Annotated in this window: 22 protein-coding genes; all 22 read right to left on the bottom strand. The window is 39.3% G+C overall.

Annotation, left to right across the window (positions count from 1 at the left end):
* Nucleotide 1: 1 nt before the first annotated feature.
* The 22 genes from O3617_RS02285 to O3617_RS02180 all read right to left on the bottom strand — a co-directional run bounded on the left by O3617_RS02285 (nucleotide 2) and on the right by O3617_RS02180 (nucleotide 25572).
* Nucleotides 2–1489: an AAA family ATPase gene (locus O3617_RS02285; RefSeq protein ID WP_156931157.1), complete on the bottom strand. Its 1488-nt coding sequence runs from the start codon at nucleotides 1487–1489 to the stop codon at nucleotides 2–4.
* Between the two features lie 288 nt (nucleotides 1490–1777).
* Nucleotides 1778–2227, bottom strand: a complete 450-nt coding sequence (dut, locus tag O3617_RS02280; RefSeq protein WP_009660864.1) for a dUTP diphosphatase — start codon at nucleotides 2225–2227, stop codon at nucleotides 1778–1780.
* 10 nt (nucleotides 2228–2237) lie between these two features.
* Nucleotides 2238–4307: a polyribonucleotide nucleotidyltransferase gene (locus O3617_RS02275; RefSeq protein WP_371448459.1), complete on the bottom strand. Its 2070-nt coding sequence runs from the start codon at nucleotides 4305–4307 to the stop codon at nucleotides 2238–2240.
* A gap of 112 nt (nucleotides 4308–4419) precedes the next feature.
* Entirely contained in the window at nucleotides 4420–4686 is a 267-nt protein-coding gene (rpsO, locus tag O3617_RS02270) for a 30S ribosomal protein S15 (RefSeq protein ID WP_005379030.1), read from the bottom strand.
* A gap of 187 nt (nucleotides 4687–4873) precedes the next feature.
* Nucleotides 4874–5671, bottom strand: a complete 798-nt coding sequence (locus tag O3617_RS02265; protein ID WP_275249017.1) for an ABC transporter ATP-binding protein — start codon at nucleotides 5669–5671, stop codon at nucleotides 4874–4876.
* A gap of 10 nt (nucleotides 5672–5681) precedes the next feature.
* Nucleotides 5682–6554, bottom strand: coding sequence for an ABC transporter permease (locus O3617_RS02260; RefSeq protein ID WP_371448458.1), 873 nt, complete (start codon nucleotides 6552–6554; stop codon nucleotides 5682–5684).
* Between the two features lie 14 nt (nucleotides 6555–6568).
* Complete coding sequence (locus tag O3617_RS02255; RefSeq protein WP_371448457.1) at nucleotides 6569–7546, bottom strand: ABC transporter substrate binding protein; 978 nt, start codon at nucleotides 7544–7546, stop codon at nucleotides 6569–6571.
* Between the two features lie 24 nt (nucleotides 7547–7570).
* Nucleotides 7571–8548: an ABC transporter substrate-binding protein gene (locus O3617_RS02250; protein WP_371448455.1), complete on the bottom strand. Its 978-nt coding sequence runs from the start codon at nucleotides 8546–8548 to the stop codon at nucleotides 7571–7573.
* 133 nt (nucleotides 8549–8681) lie between these two features.
* Nucleotides 8682–9059: a hypothetical protein gene (locus O3617_RS02245; RefSeq protein WP_371448454.1), complete on the bottom strand. Its 378-nt coding sequence runs from the start codon at nucleotides 9057–9059 to the stop codon at nucleotides 8682–8684.
* A 51-nt stretch (nucleotides 9060–9110) separates the two neighbouring features.
* Nucleotides 9111–10502, bottom strand: a complete 1392-nt coding sequence (locus O3617_RS02240) for an aminopeptidase (RefSeq protein WP_371448453.1) — start codon at nucleotides 10500–10502, stop codon at nucleotides 9111–9113.
* Between the two features lie 46 nt (nucleotides 10503–10548).
* Nucleotides 10549–11532 (bottom strand): exonuclease domain-containing protein, encoded by a 984-nt coding sequence (locus tag O3617_RS02235; RefSeq protein WP_371448452.1) that lies wholly within the window; start codon nucleotides 11530–11532, stop codon nucleotides 10549–10551.
* Nucleotides 11533–11535: 3 nt separating this feature from the next.
* Entirely contained in the window at nucleotides 11536–12573 is a 1038-nt protein-coding gene (locus O3617_RS02230; protein ID WP_371448522.1) for a glycosyltransferase family 9 protein, read from the bottom strand.
* Entirely contained in the window at nucleotides 12573–13592 is a 1020-nt protein-coding gene (locus O3617_RS02225; protein WP_371448450.1) for a glycosyltransferase family 9 protein, read from the bottom strand. The genes O3617_RS02230 and O3617_RS02225 overlap by 1 nt, the downstream gene beginning before the upstream one ends.
* Nucleotides 13593–13643: 51 nt before the next feature.
* The gene (locus O3617_RS02220) at nucleotides 13644–14144 is read right to left on the bottom strand and encodes a D-glycero-alpha-D-manno-heptose-1,7-bisphosphate 7-phosphatase (RefSeq protein ID WP_371448449.1); all 501 of its coding nucleotides are present in this window, start codon (nucleotides 14142–14144) and stop codon (nucleotides 13644–13646) included.
* Nucleotides 14145–14195: 51 nt separating this feature from the next.
* A complete protein-coding gene (gene rfaD, locus O3617_RS02215; RefSeq protein ID WP_371448447.1) occupies nucleotides 14196–15161 on the bottom strand; it encodes an ADP-glyceromanno-heptose 6-epimerase in 966 nt (321 codons plus the stop codon).
* Entirely contained in the window at nucleotides 15158–16636 is a 1479-nt protein-coding gene (gene rfaE2, locus O3617_RS02210; protein WP_371448446.1) for a D-glycero-beta-D-manno-heptose 1-phosphate adenylyltransferase, read from the bottom strand. Before rfaE2 ends, rfaD begins: the two co-directional genes overlap by 4 nt.
* 42 nt (nucleotides 16637–16678) lie before the next feature.
* A complete protein-coding gene (gene gmhA, locus O3617_RS02205) occupies nucleotides 16679–17248 on the bottom strand; it encodes a D-sedoheptulose 7-phosphate isomerase (protein WP_038123224.1) in 570 nt (189 codons plus the stop codon).
* Nucleotides 17248–18174, bottom strand: a complete 927-nt coding sequence (locus O3617_RS02200) for a dipeptidase (protein WP_371448445.1) — start codon at nucleotides 18172–18174, stop codon at nucleotides 17248–17250. The genes gmhA and O3617_RS02200 overlap by 1 nt, the downstream gene beginning before the upstream one ends.
* A 9-nt stretch (nucleotides 18175–18183) precedes the next feature.
* The gene (gene nrdR, locus O3617_RS02195; RefSeq protein ID WP_005379058.1) at nucleotides 18184–18657 is read right to left on the bottom strand and encodes a transcriptional regulator NrdR; all 474 of its coding nucleotides are present in this window, start codon (nucleotides 18655–18657) and stop codon (nucleotides 18184–18186) included.
* 340 nt (nucleotides 18658–18997) lie between these two features.
* Nucleotides 18998–22444, bottom strand: coding sequence for a pyruvate carboxylase (locus O3617_RS02190; protein WP_371448444.1), 3447 nt, complete (start codon nucleotides 22442–22444; stop codon nucleotides 18998–19000).
* 293 nt (nucleotides 22445–22737) lie between these two features.
* Nucleotides 22738–24036, bottom strand: a complete 1299-nt coding sequence (locus O3617_RS02185) for a M18 family aminopeptidase (RefSeq protein WP_371448443.1) — start codon at nucleotides 24034–24036, stop codon at nucleotides 22738–22740.
* Nucleotides 24037–24171: 135 nt separating this feature from the next.
* Nucleotides 24172–25572: an anion permease gene (locus O3617_RS02180; RefSeq protein ID WP_371448442.1), complete on the bottom strand. Its 1401-nt coding sequence runs from the start codon at nucleotides 25570–25572 to the stop codon at nucleotides 24172–24174.
* Between the last annotated feature and the right edge of the window lie 5 nt (nucleotides 25573–25577).

Raw genomic sequence — 25577 nt, 5'->3', positions numbered from 1 at the left:
ATTATTTTGAAGCATTCTTAAATTTCTTTTCTTTATACATCTTAATCATGTCATCTATGGATTTACTCATGATAACCTTTAATGAATGTGTATTATCAATAGATTTAATAATATCGTCAGTAGTAACTGCGTTACGTTCGGATGTGAAAGCTAATTCTATGGCATCTTTTACAACACCTTCAATATCTGCACCGCTATATCCATCTGTTTTACTAACAATTTTATTTAAATCTATATTAGGTAAATCTATTGGACGTCTTTTTTCTAGATGAATTTTAAAGATTTGCTCTCGTTCTTTATTATTTGGAAACTCAACAAAAAATACTTCATCAAGTCGACCTTTGCGTATCAATTCCGCAGGTAATTTATTCACATCATTTGCAGTCATAATAACAAAAACTTGGCTTTTCTTCTCCTGTAGCCATGTTAAAAAAGATCCAAGTAATCGATTCGTAATATCGCCTGTAGATGAACCACCACTAACACCAGAGAAAGCTTTTTCAATCTCATCAATCCACAAAACACACGGAGAGATATCCTCAGCTATCTTTATTGCCTTACGCATATTTTGTTCAGATTCACCGACATACTTCCCCATAATGCGCCCCATATCTAACCGTAACAATGGAGTATTAAAAAGTTTAGCAGTCGCTTTAGCACTTAATGACTTACCACAACCAGGAATACCTGCAATTAGAACCCCTTTTGGCATATCTACACCAAAAGCTTTAGCTGCATCTATATCTTTATATATCTTTGCCTTATTTTGAATCCATTCTTTTAAAACTTCTAAACCACCAATATCATTCATCGTTTCATCTAATGCAATCATCTCAAGAACGCCAGACTTCTTAACAATTTGTTTTTTTTGTTCTAACACTAACTCAAGATCATTAGATGTAATTTCACCATCATCTGCATAAGATAAGGCTAAAATATTTTCAATCTCATACTTTGATAGACCTCTAAACGCATTAACAAGTTTTCCTTTTAATATATTATCAACTGGAATATCCTGTTCATTACAAAATTTCTCAATACATGAAGCTATCTCATTTGGCCTAACAGTATCCTCGTCTATAATAGTTACGAATGGCTCTAATTCAACTGGTAATTCAATATTTTCCCCCAGTAAAACTAATGTACACTCTTCAACCCCACCTGTAGTAATTAATTGAGCAATATATTTTAAAAGACCAATAACTTTTGGATTACTAATATGATGTCTAATATCTTTCAAAATAACAATAGAAGAATTTAAATCCTCACCACCGGTAGATACCAAGAATTGCAACATTGAATCTAACGTTATATCATTAGCATCTGATTCATTTACTACCATACCTATTTCTGACCATTGAATAACAGTCCTACTATCATCCAAATTTGCTAATGTATTAACAGCATTAGGCTCATCATATGTGTTATACATTAAAATAGGAAATCCAGCATCCATATAACGTGCTAATTTACTTACAGATGTATTCATTTTCTAATTCCCCCAAAATATGTTAACATCCCCATGTATATTTAATTCTTCATTTTTACTTCATGAAATATCATATCACAAATAAAAAAAATTGAATACCAATATATAAATCGAAAATATAACATCAAATATATCGATTCAATTATTGTTTTACACACTGTGTAAAACAATATCTTCTTATGGATTAATTTTAGTATATCTAACCCTATACGTAATTTTTTACACACAAAAAAGCCGCCCAACCTAAGTTGAGCGGCTTTCACCATTCTGTTCAGAATTGTATGTAGTTTACATAGTCCCAGTGCTACCAATACCACCAGTTCGTACGCCTGTTGCATCGTCATCATTGGTGATAAGGTATTTAGAGAAAATGCCTTGCGCAACGCGTTCGCCTTTTTCAAGGGTAACAGGTTCGTTACCAAAGTTTAGGAGGGCGATCATGATATGACCTTCGTTGTCCTCATTGTTGTAGTAATCGCTATCGATGATACCTGTGCTGTTCACAAGTGCTAGTTTGCGTTTAATAGCCATGCTAGAACGGATGTGGATGGCAAGGTATTCGTCGTATGCCATGAAAGCCTTAAGGCCGGTTGGCACAAGAACTACTTGATTTGGTTCTAATGTAACAGCTTCAGCGCATTCAATATCATAGCCTGCGCTTTCTGTGGTTTTACGTGTTGGTAAATTGATATTTTGTTCTTCAAAAGCAGAAACTACTTCAAAGCCACGAATATCCATGTAACACCTCTTATTTCAAACAATCTTTACGGGACAAGTTAATACGGCCTTGTTTATCGATTTCGATAACCTTAACCATAATTTCATCACCCACATTTACAACGTCTTCTACATTTTCAACGCGTTCTTTTGCAAGTTTGGAAATGTGTACAAGACCTTCTTTACCTGGTAATACTTCTACGAAAGTACCGAATGCCATCAAGCGAGTTACTTTACCAAGGTAAACTTCACCTACCTCAACTTCTTTAGTAAGGTTTTCAATGATTTGTTGCGCTTTTGCAGCACCTTCTTGGTCTACAGACGCAATGAATACTGTACCATCATCTTCGATGTCAATTTTTGCACCTGTTTCATCAATGATACTACGGATTACTTTACCGCCAGAACCGATTACGTCACGGATCTTATCTGGATCAATTTTCATTGTAATGATGCGTGGCGCATATTGAGACATTTGTTTACGAGGTTCAGCAATTGTATCTAACATGATACCCATGATGTGCATGCGGCCTTTATGAGCTTGTTCCAATGCTTCGTGAAGGATTTCACGGGACAAACCGGAAATTTTAATATCCATTTGGATGGCAGTTACACCCTTAGCTGTACCAGCAACCTTAAAGTCCATATCGCCAAGAGCATCTTCCATACCTTGGATATCTGTCAAGATTGTGTAGTGTTCGCCTTGTGTTACAAGACCCATAGCGATACCAGCTACAGGAGCTTTGATAGGCACACCAGCATCCATCAAGGATAATGTGGAGCCACATACGGAAGCCATGGAACTAGAACCATTGGATTCTAATACTTCAGATACTAGACGCAATGCATATGGGAATTCTTCTTCGCTAGGAATTACAGGTACCAATGCGCGTTCAGCCAAAGCACCATGACCGATTTCACGACGTCCAGGACCGCGGGAGGAACGAGTTTCCCCTACGGAGAAGGATGGGAAGTTGTAGTGATGAATATAGCGTTTTTCTGTTTCTAAACCGATGCCATCGATAGTTTGTTTTTCAGACAATGGAGCTACAGTAGCTACGTTCAATACTTGCGTTTGACCACGTGTGAATAGGCCAGAACCATGTGTACGAGGTAACACACCTGTACGGCAAGAGATTGGGCGAACTTCATCAAGTTTACGGCCATCTGGACGGATTTTTTCAACAGTGATCATATGACGAACGATTTCCTTCGTCATCGCATCGAATGCTTTATTTACATCAGCTAAGTTATCTGGATAGATGTCTGCGAAATGTGCTAATACGTCTTCACGTACTTCTGTTTCTTGTGCATCACGTTGTTGTTTATCTGCACAACGAACTGCTGCATCAAGTTTATCATGACCATACGCACGAACAGCTTCAGCGATTTCAGCAGGTACATCTTTACTTTCAAATACGCGTTTTTCCTTGCCTACTTTAGCTTTTACTTCTTCTTGGAATGCAACGATTTTCTTAATTTCTTCGTGAGCAGCCATGATAACTTCAAGAATGGTTTCTTCTGGAACCTCTTGAGCACCACCTTCAACCATGAGGATAGCATCTTTTGTACCAGCTACTACGATGTTTAAATCAGTTTCTTCTAATTGAGCTTTTGTTGGGTTAACAACAAATTCACCATTTACACGACCCATGCGAACGCCTGCGATAGGACCAGCCCATGGGATATCGGAAATAGACAATGCTGCAGATGCACCAATCATACCGCAGATGGCAGGATCACAGTCTTGATCTACGGACATAACTGTTGCCACTACGTGTACTTCGTTACGTACACCTTTATCAAATAATGGACGAATAGGACGGTCAATCAAACGGCTATTCAAAATGGCAGATTCAGGTGGACGTGCTTCCCGTTTAATAAAGCCACCTGGCAAGCGACCAATAGCATACATTTTTTCTTCATAATCAACTGTAAGTGGGAAGAAATCAATATCCTTCGCCTCTTTAGAACCTGTAGCGGTAACGAGTACGCGTGTATCGCCATAACCAACCATTACGGCACCGCCAGCTTGTTTTGCAAGTTCCCCAGTCTCGATCGTAAGCGTACGACCAGCTAGGTCCATTTGGAATTGTTCCATTCCTATTCCTCCTAAAAATCTTCTTATACGTATACCTTATTATTATATATCATCTAATTAAATTAAGCTATTTTTTATATAAAAAAGCCGTCCAAACGGACGGCTAATTTTATTATTTACGAAGACCAAGGCGTTCGATAAGGGAACGGTAACGTTCGATATCTTTACGACGAAGGTAGTCAAGCATGTTACGACGTTGACCAACCAATTTCAACAAACCACGACGGGAATGATGGTCTTTTTTGTGTTCTTTCAAGTGTTCAGTTAAGTATGTGATGCGGCTTGTCAAAATCGCAACTTGTACTTCTGGAGAACCAGTGTCACCTTCATGAGTAGCGTATTCTTTAATTACTGCTAATTTAGCTTCTGTAGTTAACATTAATGTTACCTCCTAAAAAATAATAATCCCGATAAGCTTAAGTAACCGTTGGAGATTCGAATACTTCGCTTACGATATGTCTTATGACTTAGTTAAGTATACAGTATAATCCCCGTAGTGTAAAGGTTTTCATGAAAAAAGAGAGGATAATCTCCCCTCTTTTTTTGACCATATATTATTTAGGTACTTATTTTGAACCGAGCATCATACGGTCGCTTAACGCACCTTCGCCAGCTACTTCAAATTTTTGTAACAAATCAGCAACTGTTAATTTTTTCTTTTCTTCCCCTTTTACATCATAGATGATACGACCAGCGTCCATCATGATAAGGCGATTACCAAAGCGCAATGCGTCGCGCATATTATGAGTAATCATAAGGGTTGTTAAGTTATGTTCTGCAACGAGTTTATCAGTTAGTTGCAATACATTTTCAGCTGTCTTAGGGTCAAGAGCAGCTGTATGTTCATCCAAGAGTAATAAATCAGGACGAAGCATAGTAGCCATAAGCAACGTAATGGATTGGCGTTGGCCCCCAGATAATAGGCCCATACGTGCAGATAAGCGATCTTCAAGGCCTAAACCTAATAGTGCAAGGCGTTCTTTAAAGAATGCTTGTTCGCTATCTTTGAAAGCCCATTTAAGGCCTAAGTTTTTGCCACGGCGCATAGCAAGAATCAAGTTTTCTTCGATTTGCATATTGCCTGCTGTACCAACCATAGGGTCTTGGAATACACGGCCAATGTATTTAGCACGTTTGTATTCTGGCATTTTTGTTACATCAATATTATTGATGGTAATACTACCTTCATCGACAGGGAACACACCAGCGATAGAGTTTAGCAATGTACTTTTACCAGCACCATTACCACCGATTACGGTACAGAAATCGCCTTCTTCTAAGCGAAGGTCGATGCCTTGTAGTGCAGTTTTTTCATTAATTGTGCCCTTAAAGAAGGTCTTTACCATATTTTTTACTTCTAACATAGTGTCCTCCTTAGCGAGCTAGCCATTTGGCTTTCAAAGTAGGCAATGAAAGCGCGATGGCAACAAGAATTGCAGTGAATAATTTCAAATCGTTTGGTGGCATACCCATGTAGAGTACGGCAGCGATAACGATACGATATACGATGGAACCGAGTACTACGGCAACGAGGCTACGTACGAAGGATTTTGTACCGAATACAACCTCACCGATGATAACGGATGCCAAGCCGATTACGATGGTACCAATACCCATGCCTACGTCGGCAAAGCCTTGGAATTGACCGATAAGCGCACCGGACATACCAACGAAACCGTTGGAAATCAATAGGCCAAGAACGATCATATTATCTGTGTTCACGCCTTGGGCGCGAATCATTTGAGGGTTAACGCCTGTTGCACGTAATGCGGTACCAATTTCAGTACCGAAGAACCAGAATAGTAATAAACATACAACAACAGCTACGATAACACCAACAATGGCTGCAGACCACATATTTGGTGTATGAAGCACGCTACCAATAATTGAATAAATTGTATCCATGCGAAGTAAGGATACGTTTGCTTTCCCCATAATATGAAGGTTAATGGAGTACAAAGCAATCATCGTTAAAATACCAGCTAACAATGCAGGAATCTTTAATTTTGTATGAATCCAACCTGTTACGGCACCGGCAGCCATGCCACCTACACCAGCAATCAAGATAGAAAGAATTGGATTCATACCAGTTGTAATCAAGATGGCGGAAATGGCCGCCCCCATTGGGAATGTCCCTTCAACAGTCAAGTCGGCCACATCAAGAACGCGGAAGGTAATGAATACACCGACCGCTAACAAGGACCACAAAAGGCCTGTTGTTATGGTGCCTACCACTAAATCTAACATCAAAATCTCCTCTTTTATTTCATATCTTTGCGAAGTGCTTCAGGAATTGTGATACCCAATTTTTTAGCACGTTCTTCGTTGACAGTCAATTTAATATCCTTTTGAGTTTCGATGGCCATATCGCTTACCTTTGCTTCGCCGGAAAGAACTTTAGCTGCCATCAAACCTGTTTGGTAACCCAATTTATAGTAATCTACAGAATATGTAGCTACGCCACCAGTCATTGTCATGCCTTCATCAGCCGCAAATACTGGAATTTTAGCAGCATCTGTAATTTGTGCTAGGTTAGCCATAGCGGATGCTAATACATTATCTGTTGGTGTATAAATAGCTTGTACATCTTGATTTACAAGATTGGTTGCTGCTTGTTGAATATCGTTTACGTTGGAAACGGTAGCTTCTACAACAGTAATACCTTTTGTAGCAGCATAAGCTTTCATTTTTTCAACTTGTAATTGGGAGTTGATTTCAGAGGATGTGTAAATCGCACCAATGCGTTTTACATTTGGCACCAATGCGATAATAAGATCTACCTCTTTTTCAACAGGTGTCATATCGGATGTACCTGTTACATTGCCACCAGGATGTTCATTAGATTGAACGAGTTTAGCTGATACATAATCTGTAATAGCTGTGCCCATGATTGGCATATCATGAGATGCATTTGCCATCGTTTGAGCTGCTGGCGTTGCAATCGCTAGTACTAAATCTTTTTTATCAGATACAAAACGTTGAGCAATACTATTCAAATTAGATTGGTCAGCTTGTGCATTTTGTTGGTCGATTTTAATATTTTCGCCATCTTTAAAGCCTTTGGATGCTAGACCATCTACAAAGCCTTTATTAGCAGCATCAAGGGATGGATGTTCTACTAATTGAATAACGCCGATTTTCTTTTGGTCACCAGTAGTAGTATTAGAACCACAACCAGCTACCATTGCCATAACAGTGATGGCACTAAGTGCCACTGCAATACCTTTTTTCCAGTTCATGTGTAACTCCTTACCAGTAAAGTACTAAATCATAGTTGCTTTGTTCATCAAATCCTCTGGTAAGGTGATGCCCAATTTTTGTAATTTATCTTTATTCACAACTAATTTAAATTCTTTTTGCATTTCGATAGGCATGTCTTCGACTTTAGCTTCACCAGTTAAAACCTTAGCTGCCATCAAGCCAGTTTGGTAACCAAGTTTGTAGTAGTCTACAGACAAGGACATAACCGCACCGCCTTTTACGTGGTTATCTTCACCGCCGAATACAGGAATTTTTGCAGGGTCGGTAATCGCTACAAGGTTGCTCATAGCAGATGCTACCACATTATCTGTTGGTACATAAATGGCATCAACGCGTTGAGATACAAGGTTTTGTGCCGCTTGTTGAATATCGTTTACATTGGAAACAGTAACTTCCTCAACCTTAATGCCCTTTGTAGCTGCGTAAGCTTTCATCTTTTCAACTTGAATTTGAGAATTTACTTCACTAGAGCTATAAATCGTACCGATTGTTTTAGCATTTGGCAATACTTTCAAAATCAAATCAACTTGTTGCTCTACAGGGTTCATATCGGATGTACCGGATACATTACCACCTGGATGTTCGTTGGATTTAACAAGTTTAGCAGCTTCGTAATCGGTAATGGCCGTACCCAAGATTGGAATATCGTGAGTTGCGTTCGCCATGGATTGAGCTGCTGGCGTAGCAATTGCTAAAATCAAATTTTTACGATCAGATACAAAACGCTGTGCAATACTGTTTAAATTAGATTGGTCAGCTTGTGCATTTTGTTGGTCAAAGGTGATTTTGTCAGATAAGCCCTTTTCCTTAAGAGCATCAACAAAACCTTTATTGGCCGCATCAAGTGCAGGATGTTCTACGAGTTGTACAACACCCACCTTATATTCTCCATTAGATGTAGTTCCATTTGTGCCACAGCCTGTGAAAGCCATCAATGCTGCCGCCGTGAGCGCGAGGGCAATGCCTTTTTTAAAGTTCATGGGGATTTCCTTCCTATATTCGAAATAATAATACTTCTATTATAAACAACTTTGAGCACTACATCAATGTATCAGACTAAAGTATTTTACATTTGTCCTTATGTAGAGCACATATTGTATGCTAACAGATTTACTATTTATCTAGAGAAGCTAGCATATCCTCTGTCAATTCATTAGCCGCTAAAATATATTCTTTGAGTGTCCCCTTATCTAAGGCCACCTTCATAACAGGCACTTCAAATGGGTCAAGGATGACACACATTAAAATTTCTCCCGTTACATAATAGCCAACCACAGCTTCCCCTTCATCTTCCTCTAAGGTTTCTCGTTTAACGGTCACACAATATGGTTTCATAACCTCCATGGCAGCCTTTGCTACCTCTTCGCGGGTAGCGATATATTCTTTTGCCTTTGTTTCAGGAATATCAAAGATATCGACCTTTACGGTCTTAACCTCTGTTGCCTCTCCCTTTGCCGCCTCAATAGCAGCGCCTAATTCCGTTTGTTTCATCCTATACCTCACATAACATGGACTTTCAGCAATGGTGAAAGCCCTATAACACTAGATTGTTTCATCATCTGCATTCAAAAATGCCACGTAACAACGTTTTGCTTCATAAATATCGGCCTTAGATGTAACCTCCCATGGTGCATGCATGCTAAGAACAGCAACACCGCAGTCGATTACATTCATACCATATAGTGCCATGATATACGCAATGGTGCCACCACCACCAAGGTCAACCTTGCCAAGTTCAGCTGTTTGGTATGTTACATTATTAGATTCCATTACACGGCGGATAAAGCCCATGTATTCCGCATTGGCATCGTTGGAACCAGATTTACCACGAGAACCGGTAAATTTATTAAATACGACGCCCATACCTAGGTAAGAAGCATTTTTCTTTTCAAAGGCAGAAGCATACAATGGATCATATCCAGCGCTAACATCAGAGGACAGCATACGAGAATTTTCCAATGTACGGCGCACATTTACCGAATTAGGTTTGCCCATCAATGTTAAGATTTCTGCTACCGCATTTTCAAAGAAGCGAGATTGCATACCTGTAGCACCAACGGAACCAATTTCTTCTTTATCTACCAATAAACAGCAAGTTGTACGTTTTACCTTATCTACTTCGAGCATAGCCACCAAGGATGTGTAAGCACAGACACGGTCATCTTGACCATATGCTAACACCATGGAGCGATCAAAGCCCATGTCACGCGCCTTACCAGCTGGTACAATTTCAAGTTCAGCAGATAATAAATCGCGTTCTACGAATCCATCTTCTTTTTCAAGAAGGTTATTAATAAATTTAGTAACCCCTTCCTTTTCTTCATCTTTAACAGGACGGCTACCGATGAGAAGATCTAGAGCCTCACCTTCGATCACCTTTGCTGCATTCTTTTGCATTTGTTCTTGCCCTAAGTGAGGCAATAAGTCAGTAATACAGAATACAGGGTCAGATTCTTTATCACCAATATTAATGTTGATGCGTGTACCATCCGTTTTTACTACAACCCCATGTATGGCAAGTGGCATAGCTACCCAGTGGTATTTTTTTATACCACCATAGTAGTGTGTGTCCCAAAATACTAGGTTACTATCTTCATATTGAGGGTTTTGTTTTACGTCAATGCGTGGGGAATCGATATGAGCACCAAGGATATTCATACCGTGGTCCAAATCATCGGTACCGATATTAAATAACGCAATAGATTTATCCATATGAGTATAGTAAATCTTATCGCCCGCTTTAATTGGCGTGTTAGATTTAATCAAGTCTTTTAAATCAACATAGCCAGCTTCTTTTGCAGCTTCTACAGATTGAATGACACATTCGCGTTCTGTTTTACCATTGTCCAAAAATTGACGATATGCATCCCCTAATGACATCACGTCTTGTAATGTTTGATCATCATAATTATGCCAAGCATATTTACGTTCCATAATTTCATTCCTTTCTATATAAGCATACAGCACAATATATCGTGTGTTATGCTTTTGATTTCTCTAATAATTCTTTTTGACGGCGCTCATAATAGAGCCGCTCTTTCTCTCGGTTAATTTCCGATTTTTCTATATATAGTTTACCGATTTCATCAGTACTATGACTTAATACCTTTATTACATAAAACTTGGTAATTCCTGACTTAATCGTATATTTTCCTACCTTTAACTGAATGGCAAATTCTCCATGTTTTGGACAAACGCCAATGGATAAGTGCTTATCCCCTTGTATCCGTTCAGGACGTGTCGTTTCCAACCGACTTTGGCAATAAGGACAAAAGGATAGTCGCACCCGTCTATCATAAACGATGCGTTTCTTTTCTTGAAAGTTATCGTACATAAAGAAGGTCAAACCCGGTGGATATAAAAAAGGATTTGGCGCCTCTTTTCGTATGGAATCATAATGCAACAATGCTTTTGGCAAATCTAGCTTTTGGCAGATATGTGCCGTAAATATAGCATCGTGCAGCGCATTATGAGCGGATAGTTCTTCGGATGATATATGTAAATCCTCCATCGCATGAGCTACGGAGTACTGTTGTGTCGTACCATATCGTTGATAGCTGTATATCATCTGTGCATCAGCCCAAGAATCATAGTCGATACTCTTTAATTTATGGAGCAATAAATTTTCTCGCAATATGAGAATATCGTCAGCGCCCCAAGACAGAAGCATATAATCCTTGCCACACCATTGTTCGAAATGACTGTAGGCCGCCCTAAATGGGACACCGCGATTCAAATCTTGATTGGTGATCCCTGTAAGGGCCTTCACATGCTTATGCATATGTGGTAAATATTTAGGTTTTACATACATTGTGAACGAATCCACAATCTCTAAATTCTCGTTGAGCTTAATAGCTCCGATTTGAATGATTTCACCGGTCAACGGCATCCGTGCTCGCTTCATAAAGCTAATGTCGTTGCTATATGGTTGATTCCACTCTAAATCAAAAATAATATAATCCATAACTTACGATTCCTGCAGTAATGTTTCAGCTGCCTTAATCACTTGTTCTTCGGTAATAACAGAAATACCTTTGTACTTGCCTTCTGTAATAACCTGTTTCATACTTTTACCAATTTCATAATGGTCCATCGATTCAAGTACGATAGATTTTGCTTGATACGGACCATAGAAAAATGGATTTGACGGTCCATAAAGGGCTACGATAGGAACCCCCTGACTAATAGCTACATGCATAGGTCCAGAATCATTTGTAATGAGCAAGTCACACCATTTCATAGCCGCTGCTAGAGGTCCTAATTTGAAAGCACCCGTGGCCACGATTGGTTTTGTTTTCATCTGTTCTACAACAGGTTTCACCATGTCTAAATCCATGGGACCCCCAAAGAATACCGTTTTATACCCTTTATTGCCAAAATAATCGGCTACATCCGCAAAGCGTTCTGCAGGCCATCGTTTTTCAGGCACTGCACTGCCGATATTAAAACCAATAATCTTATCACGAGGCATAACGCCTTGGCTTTCATAAAAATGGAATACCTCATCATTCCATTCCTTGCAGGTCTCGATATGTAATCCGTGATTGGCTACGTCAGTGACACCTAATTGTTCTAATACGTTTATGTACATATCAGCGGCGTGACGTGTCTTGCGATCAAGACGGGTATATTTCGTCATAAATGGTCTAAATAAAAAATGGCTCATTCCCGTCGTCACCTTACCGTGAATTTTCCACGCTAAGTATGATGTACGTTCATTAGGGTGCAAGTTAATAACAATATCGGGTCTACCTTGGTCGTTAATGCGACGAGCGATTTCATTCAACCCTTTAATGCTATTATGACGTCCTTTTTTATCGACTGTAATCAAATCATCGATATAAGGATTGTATTTCATCACATCTTGTAACTTTTCATCAATCACATAGGTGATATGACTATGAGGTGCTGCTTTACGCAACACCTCTAAAAATGGAGTCGTTAACACTACATCACCTAAATGCATGAGAAAGGTTACGACAATGCGTTTATAATCAAGTTCCATCATAAATCCTTTCTCAACATTTCAGAATATACATCCCATACCGCATCTACTGGAATTTGAGCCATGCAATCTGGATCATCTACCAGTGGCTGTTCTGGAGTAGCCTTCGATGTAGGGGAAATAATTAGATGCACATGACTGCCCCCATATGGGCCCGTTCTATGTGGTGATGTCGTACCAAACAACGCGATTAATGGTTTCTTTAATGCATTCGCAATATGTAAAGGCCCCGTATCAGCGCTGATGAAAATATGGCAGTGACGAATCAACTCGATTAACTCAGCCATGGTCGTTTGACCAACTAAATTAATAAGGTTATCGCTCTTCACATAGTTTTCTATAAATTGACCCTTTTCAGCATCATCAGGGGAACCTGCAATGACCACCTTTTTTCCACTTTCACAAAGGCGAATACATAATTCACCAAAGTTTAACAATGGCCATTCCTTAACAATCCATCGCGCACCAGGTACAACGACAACATAATCATCGGTTACACCGAGTTCGGATAACCGGTTGCGAATCGTCCCTTCTGCTTCATGGTCATGAGGCATGGGAAATTCCACGCCATCCACTTCACCACCTAAGGCACGTACCGTATCAAGATAGCGCTCAATAACGTGATCGTATTTATGAGATTCAACGAGAGCTTTATTAACTAATTGACTGCCCTCGCGAAGTTCCCAATATCCATATTTCTCAGGAGAACCAGATAATAGAGATACAATGGCACTTTTGGCGATACATTGCAAATCTAAGGTCATATCGAAATGACGACTATGTAGTTCTTTACGAAGATTCCATAAATAAGAGGGCGATTTTAATTGTTTCTTGTCGATGATAATTACTTCGTCCACCCAAGGGGTACCTGGCAAGAGACTCGCAAATTGTTCATGTATGGCCCAGGTAATTTTTGCGTGCGGCAAATTTTGGCGCAATGCATATAATGTTGGCAATGCGTGAATGACATCACCTAAGGAACTCATTTTTATGATGAGTATATTGGAATAGTCCTTCATAATAACCCCTCTATGAACGAAGAATACACACAAATGTGGTTCATCCAAAAATTAATGCTGTAAAATCTTTTTCATGAAATCTAATAAATTGGATTCTGTAAATAGATATCCCTTTACCCCTGCAGCCTCAGCAGCATCTACATCACGTTGACTATCACCGATGAGAAAGCTATGTTCTACATCAACATCAAAATCCTTGATAGCTTGCAAAATCATACCAGGCTTTGGCTTACGACAATTACAATCGACAGCATAGCGTTCTACAACGCCATCCTTGTGATGTGGGCAATAATAGAAATGTAAGATAGGTGCTCCCGCTTTAAATAGTTCATTTCCCATATAATCATGTAGGATTTGTACATCGGTTTCTTTATAATAACCTCGTGCTACACCACTTTGGTTTGTTACGACTATAAGTTCATAACCAGAATCATGGGCTAATTTCAATGCTTCTTTTGCACCATCAACCCACTGTAGATCCACTGTCTTATAGAGATAGGAAACATCCTTGTTGATAACCCCATCTCTATCGAGGAATAACACCTTTCTCATACTACATCCTTTACATTTATCAAAGAATTGACATTAATCTATCACAACAGATTAACGCAAATAACCTTCGTTATTATCTAATAATTCACAATACTCTTTTACTGCATCTGCTAATGGCGTGAAGCCTTTATCGTAACCAGCCGCCATCAATTTAGTCGTATCCGCTTCGGTGAAGCTTTGGTATTTACCAATCAACACTTCTGGGAATGGAATGTATTCAATGCGACCTTTACCATTGTAGTCGATAACAGCTTGCATGAATTCATTGAAGCTATGTGCATGACCTGTACCGCAGTTGAATGTACCGGAAATTTCAGGATGTTCCCAGAAATAGAAGTTTACATTCACCACGTCTTTTACATAGATGAAATCACGTGTTTGGCCACCATTTTCATAGCCATCTGTGCCTTCAAACAAATTGATAACGCCTGTTTCTTGGTTTTTATAAAACATTTGGCGTACAAGAGATGCCATTTTATCCTTATGTGCTTCATTAGGGCCAAAAACATTGAAATAACGCAAACCTACGACTTGTGCTGTATATTCGCCTTCAAATTTACGTACATAGCGGTCAAATAATAGCTTAGAATATGCATACGGATTTAACGCTTCTTCTGCTTCTGGCGTTTCGACGAATCCATTTGTACCATTGCCATATGTAGATGCAGAGGATGCATAGATAAATGGAATAGCACGATCTTGGCAATAGTGGAATAGATTTTTGGAACCTTCGTAGTTGTTCTTCATCATATATTTGCCATTGTATTCCATCGTATCTGCACATGCGCCTTCATGGAAAATGACTTCAATAGGACCTACATTGAATGTGCCGTCTGCAATGGCAGCATCAAAATCATCACAATCAATGTAATCTAAATAATCCAAATTTTGGAGATTGCGGATTTTACGACCGTCTGTTAAATCATCAACGATTAAAATATCATTGCGACCGCGTTCGTTTAAGGCTTTCACAATATTACTACCAATAAAACCGGCACCACCAGTTACAATAATCATAATTTCCCCTCCTTAGCCATCGTGGCTATTTTCTTTACGATATCCGATGTGGAGTACCCTTCTTTAAATGAAAGTACCTCTACTTCATCTACAGATTCTCTACCAACGATATCCTCTTTTTTATAATCGCCGCCCTTAACAAGAATATTAGGGCGTAAGTATGCTAATAATTCGGCAGGTGTATCCTCCTCAAAAAGGACAACACCATCTACACATTGTAAGGCACTTAATAATGCCGCTCTATCCTCTTCGGATACGATAGGTCTTGTTTCGCCCTTTAAACGTCTAACGGACGCGTCAGAGTTCAGTCCAATAATGAGGTGAGCCCCAAGTTGTGCCGCCTCTTGCAAATACGTAATATGTCCTCGATGTAGAATATCAAAACAACCATTTGTAAATACAACGGTTTCGTCCATGCTTTGCCATTTATCGATTAATGCCTTCATTTCTTCTTTTGTATATAAAGGGCTAGATGTTGTCAATTGTCGTACAGAGCGCCATAAATCAATCAACTCTTGACGATGGATTGGATATGTGCCCACCTTGGATACGACGATACCAGCAGCGCCATTGGCGATATGTAGGGCTAAACGCATGGATAAACCACTAGCTAAGCATGAAATCATCATGGCTACGACCGTATCACCAGCGCCACTCACATCAAATACATCCTGTTGGGTTGCTGGATTATGCCAGGTTCTGCCGTCCTTAGCCACAACGGTAATGCCCTTGGCGGAACGAGTACCGATAATATATTTAATGTTAACCTTATTAAGTACTTCCTTAGCTGCCTCGATAACAGATGTATCATCATTTGGAATCACACGACCTAAAGATTCACCCAATTCCTTTACATTCGGTGTAATACATGTAGCCCCATCATATTTGGACCAATCAGCACCCTTAGGATCTACAATGGTCTGTACTTGATAAGTGTTCGCCAACTTAAATACATGTTGCAACAATGTCGGTGTGCATACGCCTTTTCCATAATCGGAGATTACTATGCCTTGTAATCCACGTTGACAAAGGCCTTCTAGCCAACTGATTAATTGTTCTTCTTCAGCAGCTGTGATTGGTGTAATCGTTTCAAAATCGAGGCGCATCATTTGTTGACGGTCACCTAAAATACGCATTTTAGTAATCGTTGACCGGCTTTCATCATGGATAAGACCAGATGTATCAATATGATCAGCGGCTAATAAGTTATCGAGCACTCTACCATGGTCATCGACACCAGCTACGGCCCCTAAATAGACATGGCAATCGAGATTGGCTAAGTTAGACGCTACGTTACCTGCCCCGCCAAGCACTTCTTTCACAGAGGATACGCGATTGACCGGCACGGGAGCCTCTGGAGAAATGCGGCTCACATCGCCAAATACATAACGATCCACCATAACATCACCGATAACTGCAATGTTTAGGTTCGGTAATGAATTTGTCAAAAATTCATTCACTGTTTTTGTAATCATAGGTCCCCTTTCAAGAAATCTGTGATTTCTTCCCTATCTCGATTAATAATCTTCTTCAATAAGTTCGCAAATGATATGGCCAACTAAAATGTGCATTTCTTGAATACGCGCTGTCACTGTGCTTGGAATAGCTAGTGTAAGATCGCATAATTCAGCCAATTTACCGCCGCCTTCACCGGTGAAAGCAATCGTGTGCATTCCTGTATTTCGAGCCATTTCCACGGCTTTTACAACGTTTTTAGAGTTCCCCGATGTAGAAATGCCGATAAGTACATCACCAGAACGACCTAAGCCTTCAACTTGACGCGCAAACACTGCATCATAGTCGTAATCGTTGGCAACAGCCGTCAAAATAGATGTATCCGTAGTGAGTGCAATGGATGCAAGAGAACGGCGTTCCTTTTTAAAACGTCCAATAAGTTCAGCTGCAAGATGTTGAGAATCCGCAGCGGAACCACCATTGCCACAAAATAAAATTTTATTGCCACTATTCAAAGCCACAATACAGCGGTTAGCAATTTCTTGAATAACATCCATCTGATCCATTGTTTTACTAAACACATCAAGATGGTCTGTAAATCGATCCGCAATGATTGGATTTATATCTGTCATTATAAAATCTCCTTTAGTAGGCGATCCGCGTTTTTCCAAAATAGTTTTTCCGTTTGTTCTTCTGAAAGCCCGGCGCCTCTAAATGCATCATACAAACGATGCATATCTGAAATATCCTCAATTTCTGTATTTGGCTTGATGCCATCAAAATCAGTGCCTAGAGCTATTACATCTTCACCGCCCTTATTGATGATATACAATCCGTGCTTCACAATATCATCGATGCGACTGATGGGTGAAGTCCCTAAGAAGGATTGAGCAAAGTTCAAACCGATAACGCCACCCTTTTCGCCAATTAGACAAATCAAGTGGTCCGGCAAATTACGGCGATGAGCTGTCACTTCCCGCGCATTAGAATGAGATGCAATAAAAGGCACATCAAGAATATCTCCTAGTTGTTCTGTTCCCCCATCATTCAGATGGGAACAATCAACAATCATGCCTAATTCTTGCATCCGTTCCACAAATTCAACGCCTGTTTTAGTCAATTTCTTATGAGGATCTCCTGTATTAGGTTCCCCCAATTCGTTAGGATAATTCCAAGTCAATGTAATAAGTCGAACACCATCGGCATAAGCCTTATCTAACTTAGCAAGGTCACCACCTAGGACGCCGCCCTCTTCTATGGATAATAAAGCAGCCACTTTATGGTTTTCATAACATGCTGCAATGTCATCATAAGAGCGCACATGACTGATATAATCACCATATTTTTCTATCTGACTATTAAACAATTGACGCATAGATTCATATCTACCATAGGAATCGTCTTGTTCTTCTAAGTCTACAAATAATGCAAAATCCTGTAGTCGACTATGCCCTTTTATAAGACGCTCAATATCAATTTTCCAATGATTGGAAAATAAATCACCATCACGAGGGTGATCGATTAATTGCATTATCGTATCACAATGTAAATCAATCATATATTCACGCTATTTCTTTGCTTTTTTAGCATCTAATTTTTTTAATGCTTTAAGTTCAGCCATAAAGCTGTCAATATTATCAAACTTACGATAAACAGAAGCAAAACGTACATAGGCAACTTGGTCAATATCTTTTAATTGTTGTAATACAAGTTCACCAATACGATCTGTAGAAATCTCTTGATTTACTTCATTGCGAATGTCTCGCTCTACATTATTGACCACTTCTTCCATAACGGACATAGGAACCGTTCGTTTGTCACAGGAACGCAACAAACCATTTAACAATTTACCACGGTCAAATAATTCGCGGCGACCATTCTTCTTTGCTACCATGAGTGGTACTTCTTCGATGATTTCATAAGTAGTAAAGCGGCGTCCACAATTAATACACTCCCGACGACGACGAATACTATTTCCTTCATCTGTCGTTCTTGAGTCTGTTACCTTCGTGTCTGTATGTTGGCAATAAGGACATCTCATTAGCTAATACTCCTTTTCTAATCAGTCAGCAATCACAAAAAAGGCACAATACGCCTATTTTCTTATACCTTATATAGTACCATATTTAGTAGGAAAAGTACAAAAAGAACCATATAATGCTACTTAATAGTACTCACTTGTCTAAATCTTTTTTATTTTGTATACTATTATTAATCATAAACCGACTAACACTCATTTGTCCGCTTGATTGGACGTTATTGACTGTTAGCTGGTTTATTTTTTTAGTTATATCACAAAATTTAGAAAGTCCCCCATATAATACAAAGGAGTATTATATGGGGGACTTTTTTTATGCACTTACGTGCTAAATCATATGAAATTAACGTTTAATAGCATCTTGAATGCGTAACAAGCAATCGCCAGATTCGATACGGCTGCCTTCACGAACAAGAATTTCTTCAACGATACCATCGATAGGAGCTGTAATTGTTGTTTCCATCTTCATAGCTTCTGTTACGATTAATGGTTCACCTTTAGTTACGGATTGACCATTCTTAACGAGAATCTTAACAACGGAACCAGACAATGTAGCACCGATTTCACCAGGGTTAGATTCATCAACTTTACGACGAACAACGCCAGTTGTTTTAGCATGTTTATCATGAACTTTGATTGAACGAGGTTGACCATTGAATTCGAAGAGAATAATGCGATTACCATCTTCATCAGGATCGGATACTCCATTCATCTTAATGATCAATGTTTTACCTTTTTCGATAGTAACTTGGATTTCTTCACCGCGTTTCATACCAAAGAAGAATGTTGGTGTATCTAATACGGATACATCACCAAAGTCTTTTGTAAATTTAGTGTAGTCTTGAAATACTTTAGGATACAAGCAGTATGCACTTACATCTTCATCAGTTGTATTAGCACCCATTTCGTTCAATTCATTGCGAACGTGTTCGAAATCAGTTGGTGGTAATACAGCACCAGGACGAACTGTAATAGGACGTGCACCTTTCAAGATGATTTTTTGAAGTTCTTCAGGGAATCCTTGGTATGGTGTGCCCAAACGACCTTCGAAGAATTCTACTACAGATTGAGGGAAGTCTAATACATCGCCTTTTTCGTAGATATCTTTTTCAGTCAAGTTGTTTTGTACCATGTACAATGTCATATCGCCAACAACCTTAGAGGAAGGTGTTACTTTAATGATATCGCCAAACATCATGTTAACTTGATGGTATACCTTTTTGATTTCTGTCCAACGATCGCCAAGTCCAACCATTTTAGCTTGTTGTTGCAAGTTGGAGTATTGACCGCCTGGCATTTCATGTTGATATACTTCTGTGTTTGGATATTTTTCAGCTTTATCCACACCTTTGTAGTAAGGACGGATGCTGCCGAAGTAGTGAGACATTTCTTCCATGTAGTCGATGTTCATTTGTGGTTGACGTTCTGTACCAGCCAATGCATAGTACATGGAGTTCATGCTAGGTTGGCTTGTACCATTTGCAAATGCAGAGTAAGCCAAGTCGATTACGTCTACACCAGCATCTACAGCGCGGCCATAGGAGTAAATCGTATTGCCAGAACCTTCATGAGAATGCAAATGAATTGGTACTGTCACAGCATCTTTCAAAGCGGATACTAAGTTGTATGCAGCTTGAGGTTTCAACAAACCAGCCATATCTTTAATAGCGATGATGTTGGCACCAGCATTTTGCAATTCTTTAGCCATTTTTACATAGTAATCAAGATTGTATTTAGGACGATTGCTATCGAGGATATCGCCTGTGTAGCACAATGCAACTTCAGCAATCTTATTTTGATTGCGAACTTCATCGATGGCAACCTTCATATTGTCAAGGCTATTCAAGCTATCGAATACACGGAATACATCGATACCGTTTTTAGCAGATAATTGAATGAAATTTCGAACTACATTATCTGGATAGGATGTATAACCAACAGCATTAGCACCGCGAATCAACATTTGAAGTAATGTATTAGGTACTTCTTTACGGAACATGCGCAAACGTTCCCATGGATCTTCGTGCAAGAAACGATAAGATACGTCAAATGTTGCACCGCCCCAACATTCTAAGGAGAATAGATTTGGTACACCTTTAGCGGCATCGCCAGCTACGCGTGCCATATCGATGGTACGCAAACGTGTAGCAAATAAGGATTGGTGAGCATCACGCCATGTTGTATCTGTAAAGAATACTTGTTTTTGGTCAGCCAACCATTTACTGAAGCCTTCTGGACCTAATTCGTCGAATTTTTGTTTTGTACCAGGTGCAGGAGATACATCTAATTTAGATGGCAATTGCATTGGTTCAAAATCAGGTACCTCTTGAGGGCCTGCACCGGAGTAACCATTGATTGTAGTATCCGCAATGTAGCGAAGCAATTTAGTACCACGGTCACGATCTGGTTTTAATTCGAATAATTCAGGATGGTCTTCAATGAAGTTAACTGTATAGTTACCGCTTTGGAATTCAGGGTTTTCAAGAACGTTAATCAAGAAATGGATGTTTGTTTTAACGCCACGAATACGGAATTCTTTCAAGCAACGAAGCATTTTACGAATCGTTTCTTCGTTGTTAGGGCCGAATGCAGTTGCTTTTACGAGCAAGGAATCATAGTAAGGTGTTACTACAGCGCCTGTGAAAGCATTACCGGAGTCAAGGCGGATACCAAAACCGCCGGAACTACGATAGGCCAAGATTTTACCAGTGTCTGGCATGAAGTTATTTTTAGGATCTTCTGTAGTGATACGACATTGAATAGCAGTACCTTTACAAGGGATTTTGTCTTGTTCAGGAATGCCTACTTCTGGGCTGTGTAAATCATAGCCTTCAGCGATGCGAATTTGAGAATGAACAATATCGATGTCCGTAATCATTTCTGTTACGGTATGTTCTACTTGGATACGAGGGTTAACTTCGATGAAATAGAAGGAACCGTCTGCAGTTACCAAGAATTCAACTGTACCAGCATTGACGTAGCCAACATTTTTCATGATTTTAACAGCTGCGTCACAGATACGTTTACGAGTTTCTAATGGCAATGCAAAAGCTGGTGCCATTTCAACAACCTTTTGATGGCGACGTTGTACGGAGCAGTCACGTTCATGTAAATGAACTACATTGCCATGTTCATCACCTAAGATTTGAACTTCAATATGTTTAGGTTCAACGATGAGTTTTTCTACATATACATCATCATCACCAAATGCTGCTTTAGCTTCGGATTTAGCGCGGTCATAAGCATCGCGTAAATCTTCTTTACGGTGAACTTCGCGCATACCGCGACCGCCACCACCATTTACGGCCTTAATCATCAAAGGATAGCCGTGAGTTTCAGCGAATTCTTCCAATTGTTCAAAATCACGCAAAGCCCCATCAGAACCTGGAATCATTGGAATTTGAGCTAATTTAGCTTGTGTACGAGCATTAACCTTATCGCCGAACATATTTAAATGTTCTACGTGAGGTCCAATGAAAATGATGCCTTCTTCACCGCAACGGCGAGCGAACTCTTCGTTTTCGGATAAGAAACCATAGCCAGGATGGATTGCATCAATATCATGTTCCTTAGCAATGCGGATGATATCTTCGATATCCAAATATGCATCAACTGGTTTTTTACCTTCCCCAACCAAATATGCTTCATCAGCTTGGTTACGGTGCAAGGACAATGTGTCTTCTTTAGAATAGATAGCTACTGTTTTAATACCCATTTCGTTACATGCACGAAATACGCGGATTGCGATTTCGCCACGATTGGCTACCAAAACTGATTTAATTTTCTTCATAATTGCCTCCTACCGAGTCCTATCGAATGATAGATTTGTGTGCATTGATATACATTATTTACGTGCATATCGGAATACATGTTTTACTTAAACATTTATCACTTTTTTTGATATCCGATTATGAATCAAATATACTTCTATTATACAATAATTTTCAGATATTAAAAGCATTAATCATCAATATGGTTATATTTATAAATTATTTAAATTAATATAGAAATTCTTCTATTCATTAATTTTTCATATGTATTTTCACATACATCGGATTTGAAATAAGATTATATTTATGTAATTTATTCATCACCCAAGAAATGTTGCATTAAATGATTCAATTCTTCTTGGTCTCTAGCCCCCATTGTTTCAACAGCGGAATGCATAGCCAATAATGGTAAGCCAATGTCCATCGTCCGCATTGGTAGCATAGCTGATGAGATAGAACCTACTGTCGAGCCACCAGGAATATCAGAACGATTGACATAAATTTGGTATGCTACCCCTGCTTCTTCACAAAGAGCTTTCACAATGGCAATAGCCTTTGCATCGCCTGCATAAGATTGGCTGCAGGCCTGTTTCAATGTAACACCTCCATTGAGTACAGGGAAATTGGTAATATCATTCTTCTCTGGATAATTTGGATGCAATCCATGAGCTACATCAGAAGAAATCATAAAACCCCGAGCCACATCGAGATCCATATCATCACGATTCAATCCCAAGCTGCGATACACACGTTCTAATAAGTTTGGTAAAAGCATCCCTGCCCCGCCCTGTTTTGTACGGCTACCCACTTCTTCATTGTCAAATAGAATGGCACAACGAATACCATCAGCTTTGTTTTTCTTTGCCTCCACGATTCCTGCAAGAACACCGAAGCAAGACGTTAAATTATCAAGTCGTGGTGAGCTAATGAAATCAAAGTCGGTACCTACCAAAGTACCTTCTGTTACGGGATAGAGTGTAATTTCATAGGATAGAATTTCAGAGGGATCACAATTTATTTCTTCCGCTAAGAATCTATTCCATGCATCTATATCTGATTCTTTCGCATCACCATCGGATTTCATCATAATAATAGGTAACATTTCTTTTTGGCGATTTAAGGCTACTCCATCATTTACACTACGGTTCATATGAATCGCTAAATTAGGGATAATAGCGATTGGTCGCTTTGTGTCAAATAGAACAGAATCAACATCATATGGATTTTCACCTTTTAAAACAACAGTTCCAGCAGCCCCTAAAGGCCGATCTAACCAGGTGTTTTGAATTAATCCACCATACATCTCAACATTGAGTTTTGTGTATCCTTTTACATCAGTAATAGGATTTGGCTTGACCCGTATAGCAGGAAAATCTGTGTGAGCCGATGCAATACGTAAGGAATGACGATAATCTTCGCCTATGTGAAAGGCAAATAACGTTGTACCGTACACATTAACTACATAATTTCCAGCTGTTAGATTCCATGGTTCTTCTAAGGATAACTCTGTAAATCCTGCATCTAATAATAGTTGCAAACTAGTATCTACCGTATGATACGGAGATGTACATCCCTTGATATATTTTATTAATTGAGGATTATCAAATTTCATATGACCTCCTACTTAATTATTACATGCAAATTGTTATGCAATATACATAATCTATAGCCATTGTATCACAAAAACGCCGCCCCACAAGGGACGGCGTCATGTATACATAATAGTATAAGTTTATGTAATTGTGTTTTACCACATACCGATAGCTTTCATCCAAATGGAACCAAGTCCCATAAAGATGATTAAGTTGATTACAGATGAGAAGAAACCAAGTTTCCACCATGTATTTTGAGGCACATAACCAGTATTGAAGATTACCGGGGAAGGACCTGCCGCATAGTGAGTCAAGGACATACACAAGTTAGATGTGAATGCAATCATCAACAATGTCAACATTGGTGGAGCGCCTGCAGAGATAGCAATAGCAGAGAATGCTACGAACATAGCAGAAATATGTGCAGTCAAGGATGCAAATACATAGTGGGAATATGTATTAACAAGTACAGCAATAACAAAGGCAATAATCCAAGATCCTTCTGGGATATAGCCACCTACAAGTTCTGTTGCCCATTTAATGAATCCTAATTTGGATAAGAATCCAGCAAAGCCCATTAATGTACCCATCCAAACTAATGTATCCCAAGCACCTTTTTCACTTTTAACATCGTCCCAAATAAGAACTCCTGTAGCAAGCAAAATAGAAATACCTAAGAATGCAACAGTAGTAGCATCAAGGTGTGTAAATTGAGAAGTAGCCCACAATACTAATGCTAAAATGAATACGCCAAGCATAACCCATTCTTGGAAAGACATTTTACCAAGGCCTTTTAGCTCTTCGCGAATCATGTGTTGTGCTTCACGAGCATCTTTAATTTCAGGTGGGTATGCTTTGTAAATGAAGTACGGCATAATAATCAATGCAATGATACCAGGAACGATGGCTGCCATAGCCCAATCACCCCAAGTAATACCAATACCAAAGGATTGAAGTGCCAATGCAGCAACTAATGTATTACCCGCCATGGATGTTTGGAACATAGCCGATGTAATCGTATTGACTTGATAAATTGATTGCATCAAGAAGGAACCAATTTTACGTGGACCATTTTGTGGTTCAGAACCAAATGCTTTGGCCAAGCTTGTAGTAATTGGCATAATAACGCCGCCTACACGAGCTGTGTTGGATGGTGTTGCTGGAGCTAAAATCAAATCAGATAAAGCTAATGCATAGGCTAAGCGTAAAGAACTACTACCAAAAGCAGCGATCAAATTATACGCAATACGTTTCCCCAAACCAGTTTTAATAAAGCCACGAGAGAATAAGAACGCACCAACGATAAGCCAAATGGCAGAGTTAGCAAAACCAGAGATAGCTTCACCAATTTTCAATGTACCTGTGAGTGCAGCCACAGTGATAACAACGATAGATACACCACCAATCGGTAAAGGCTGCGTAATAAAGCCTACGATGGTAGCAACAAAGATGGCGAATAAGTGCCAAGATTGAGGTGTCAAACCCTCTGGTGTTGGAATAAACCACAGGCCTATACCAAAGGCCGCTGGAATAATCCAGTTCAATAGTTTTTTCATACACA

The sequence above is a fragment of the Veillonella sp. 27098_8_77 genome, assembly GCF_041431535.1.
GTDB lineage: Bacteria > Bacillota > Negativicutes > Veillonellales > Veillonellaceae > Veillonella.
Note: the sequence above shows the minus strand (reverse complement) of the source record. Positions and strands in the feature narration are given on the sequence as shown.

What these genes read in the sequence shown, in the direction of transcription:
- O3617_RS02285 (WP_156931157.1), bottom strand. Translation starts at nt 1,489, where the DNA reads ATGAATACATCTGTAAGTAAATTAGCACGTTATATGGATGCTGGATTT.
- dut (WP_009660864.1), bottom strand. Translation starts at nt 2,227, where the DNA reads ATGGATATTCGTGGCTTTGAAGTAGTTTCTGCTTTTGAAGAACAAAAT.
- O3617_RS02275 (WP_371448459.1), bottom strand. Translation starts at nt 4,307, where the DNA reads ATGGAACAATTCCAAATGGACCTAGCTGGTCGTACGCTTACGATCGAG.
- rpsO (WP_005379030.1), bottom strand. Translation starts at nt 4,686, where the DNA reads ATGTTAACTACAGAAGCTAAATTAGCAGTAATTAAAGAATACGCTACT.
- O3617_RS02265 (WP_275249017.1), bottom strand. Translation starts at nt 5,671, where the DNA reads ATGTTAGAAGTAAAAAATATGGTAAAGACCTTCTTTAAGGGCACAATT.
- O3617_RS02260 (WP_371448458.1), bottom strand. Translation starts at nt 6,554, where the DNA reads ATGTTAGATTTAGTGGTAGGCACCATAACAACAGGCCTTTTGTGGTCC.
- O3617_RS02255 (WP_371448457.1), bottom strand. Translation starts at nt 7,546, where the DNA reads ATGAACTGGAAAAAAGGTATTGCAGTGGCACTTAGTGCCATCACTGTT.
- O3617_RS02250 (WP_371448455.1), bottom strand. Translation starts at nt 8,548, where the DNA reads ATGAACTTTAAAAAAGGCATTGCCCTCGCGCTCACGGCGGCAGCATTG.
- O3617_RS02245 (WP_371448454.1), bottom strand. Translation starts at nt 9,059, where the DNA reads ATGAAACAAACGGAATTAGGCGCTGCTATTGAGGCGGCAAAGGGAGAG.
- O3617_RS02240 (WP_371448453.1), bottom strand. Translation starts at nt 10,502, where the DNA reads ATGGAACGTAAATATGCTTGGCATAATTATGATGATCAAACATTACAA.
- O3617_RS02235 (WP_371448452.1), bottom strand. Translation starts at nt 11,532, where the DNA reads ATGGATTATATTATTTTTGATTTAGAGTGGAATCAACCATATAGCAAC.
- O3617_RS02230 (WP_371448522.1), bottom strand. Translation starts at nt 12,573, where the DNA reads ATGGAACTTGATTATAAACGCATTGTCGTAACCTTTCTCATGCATTTA.
- O3617_RS02225 (WP_371448450.1), bottom strand. Translation starts at nt 13,592, where the DNA reads ATGAAGGACTATTCCAATATACTCATCATAAAAATGAGTTCCTTAGGT.
- O3617_RS02220 (WP_371448449.1), bottom strand. Translation starts at nt 14,144, where the DNA reads ATGAGAAAGGTGTTATTCCTCGATAGAGATGGGGTTATCAACAAGGAT.
- rfaD (WP_371448447.1), bottom strand. Translation starts at nt 15,161, where the DNA reads ATGATTATTGTAACTGGTGGTGCCGGTTTTATTGGTAGTAATATTGTG.
- rfaE2 (WP_371448446.1), bottom strand. Translation starts at nt 16,636, where the DNA reads ATGATTACAAAAACAGTGAATGAATTTTTGACAAATTCATTACCGAAC.
- gmhA (WP_038123224.1), bottom strand. Translation starts at nt 17,248, where the DNA reads ATGACAGATATAAATCCAATCATTGCGGATCGATTTACAGACCATCTT.
- O3617_RS02200 (WP_371448445.1), bottom strand. Translation starts at nt 18,174, where the DNA reads ATGATTGATTTACATTGTGATACGATAATGCAATTAATCGATCACCCT.
- nrdR (WP_005379058.1), bottom strand. Translation starts at nt 18,657, where the DNA reads ATGAGATGTCCTTATTGCCAACATACAGACACGAAGGTAACAGACTCA.
- O3617_RS02190 (WP_371448444.1), bottom strand. Translation starts at nt 22,444, where the DNA reads ATGAAGAAAATTAAATCAGTTTTGGTAGCCAATCGTGGCGAAATCGCA.
- O3617_RS02185 (WP_371448443.1), bottom strand. Translation starts at nt 24,036, where the DNA reads ATGAAATTTGATAATCCTCAATTAATAAAATATATCAAGGGATGTACA.
- O3617_RS02180 (WP_371448442.1), bottom strand. Translation starts at nt 25,572, where the DNA reads ATGAAAAAACTATTGAACTGGATTATTCCAGCGGCCTTTGGTATAGGC.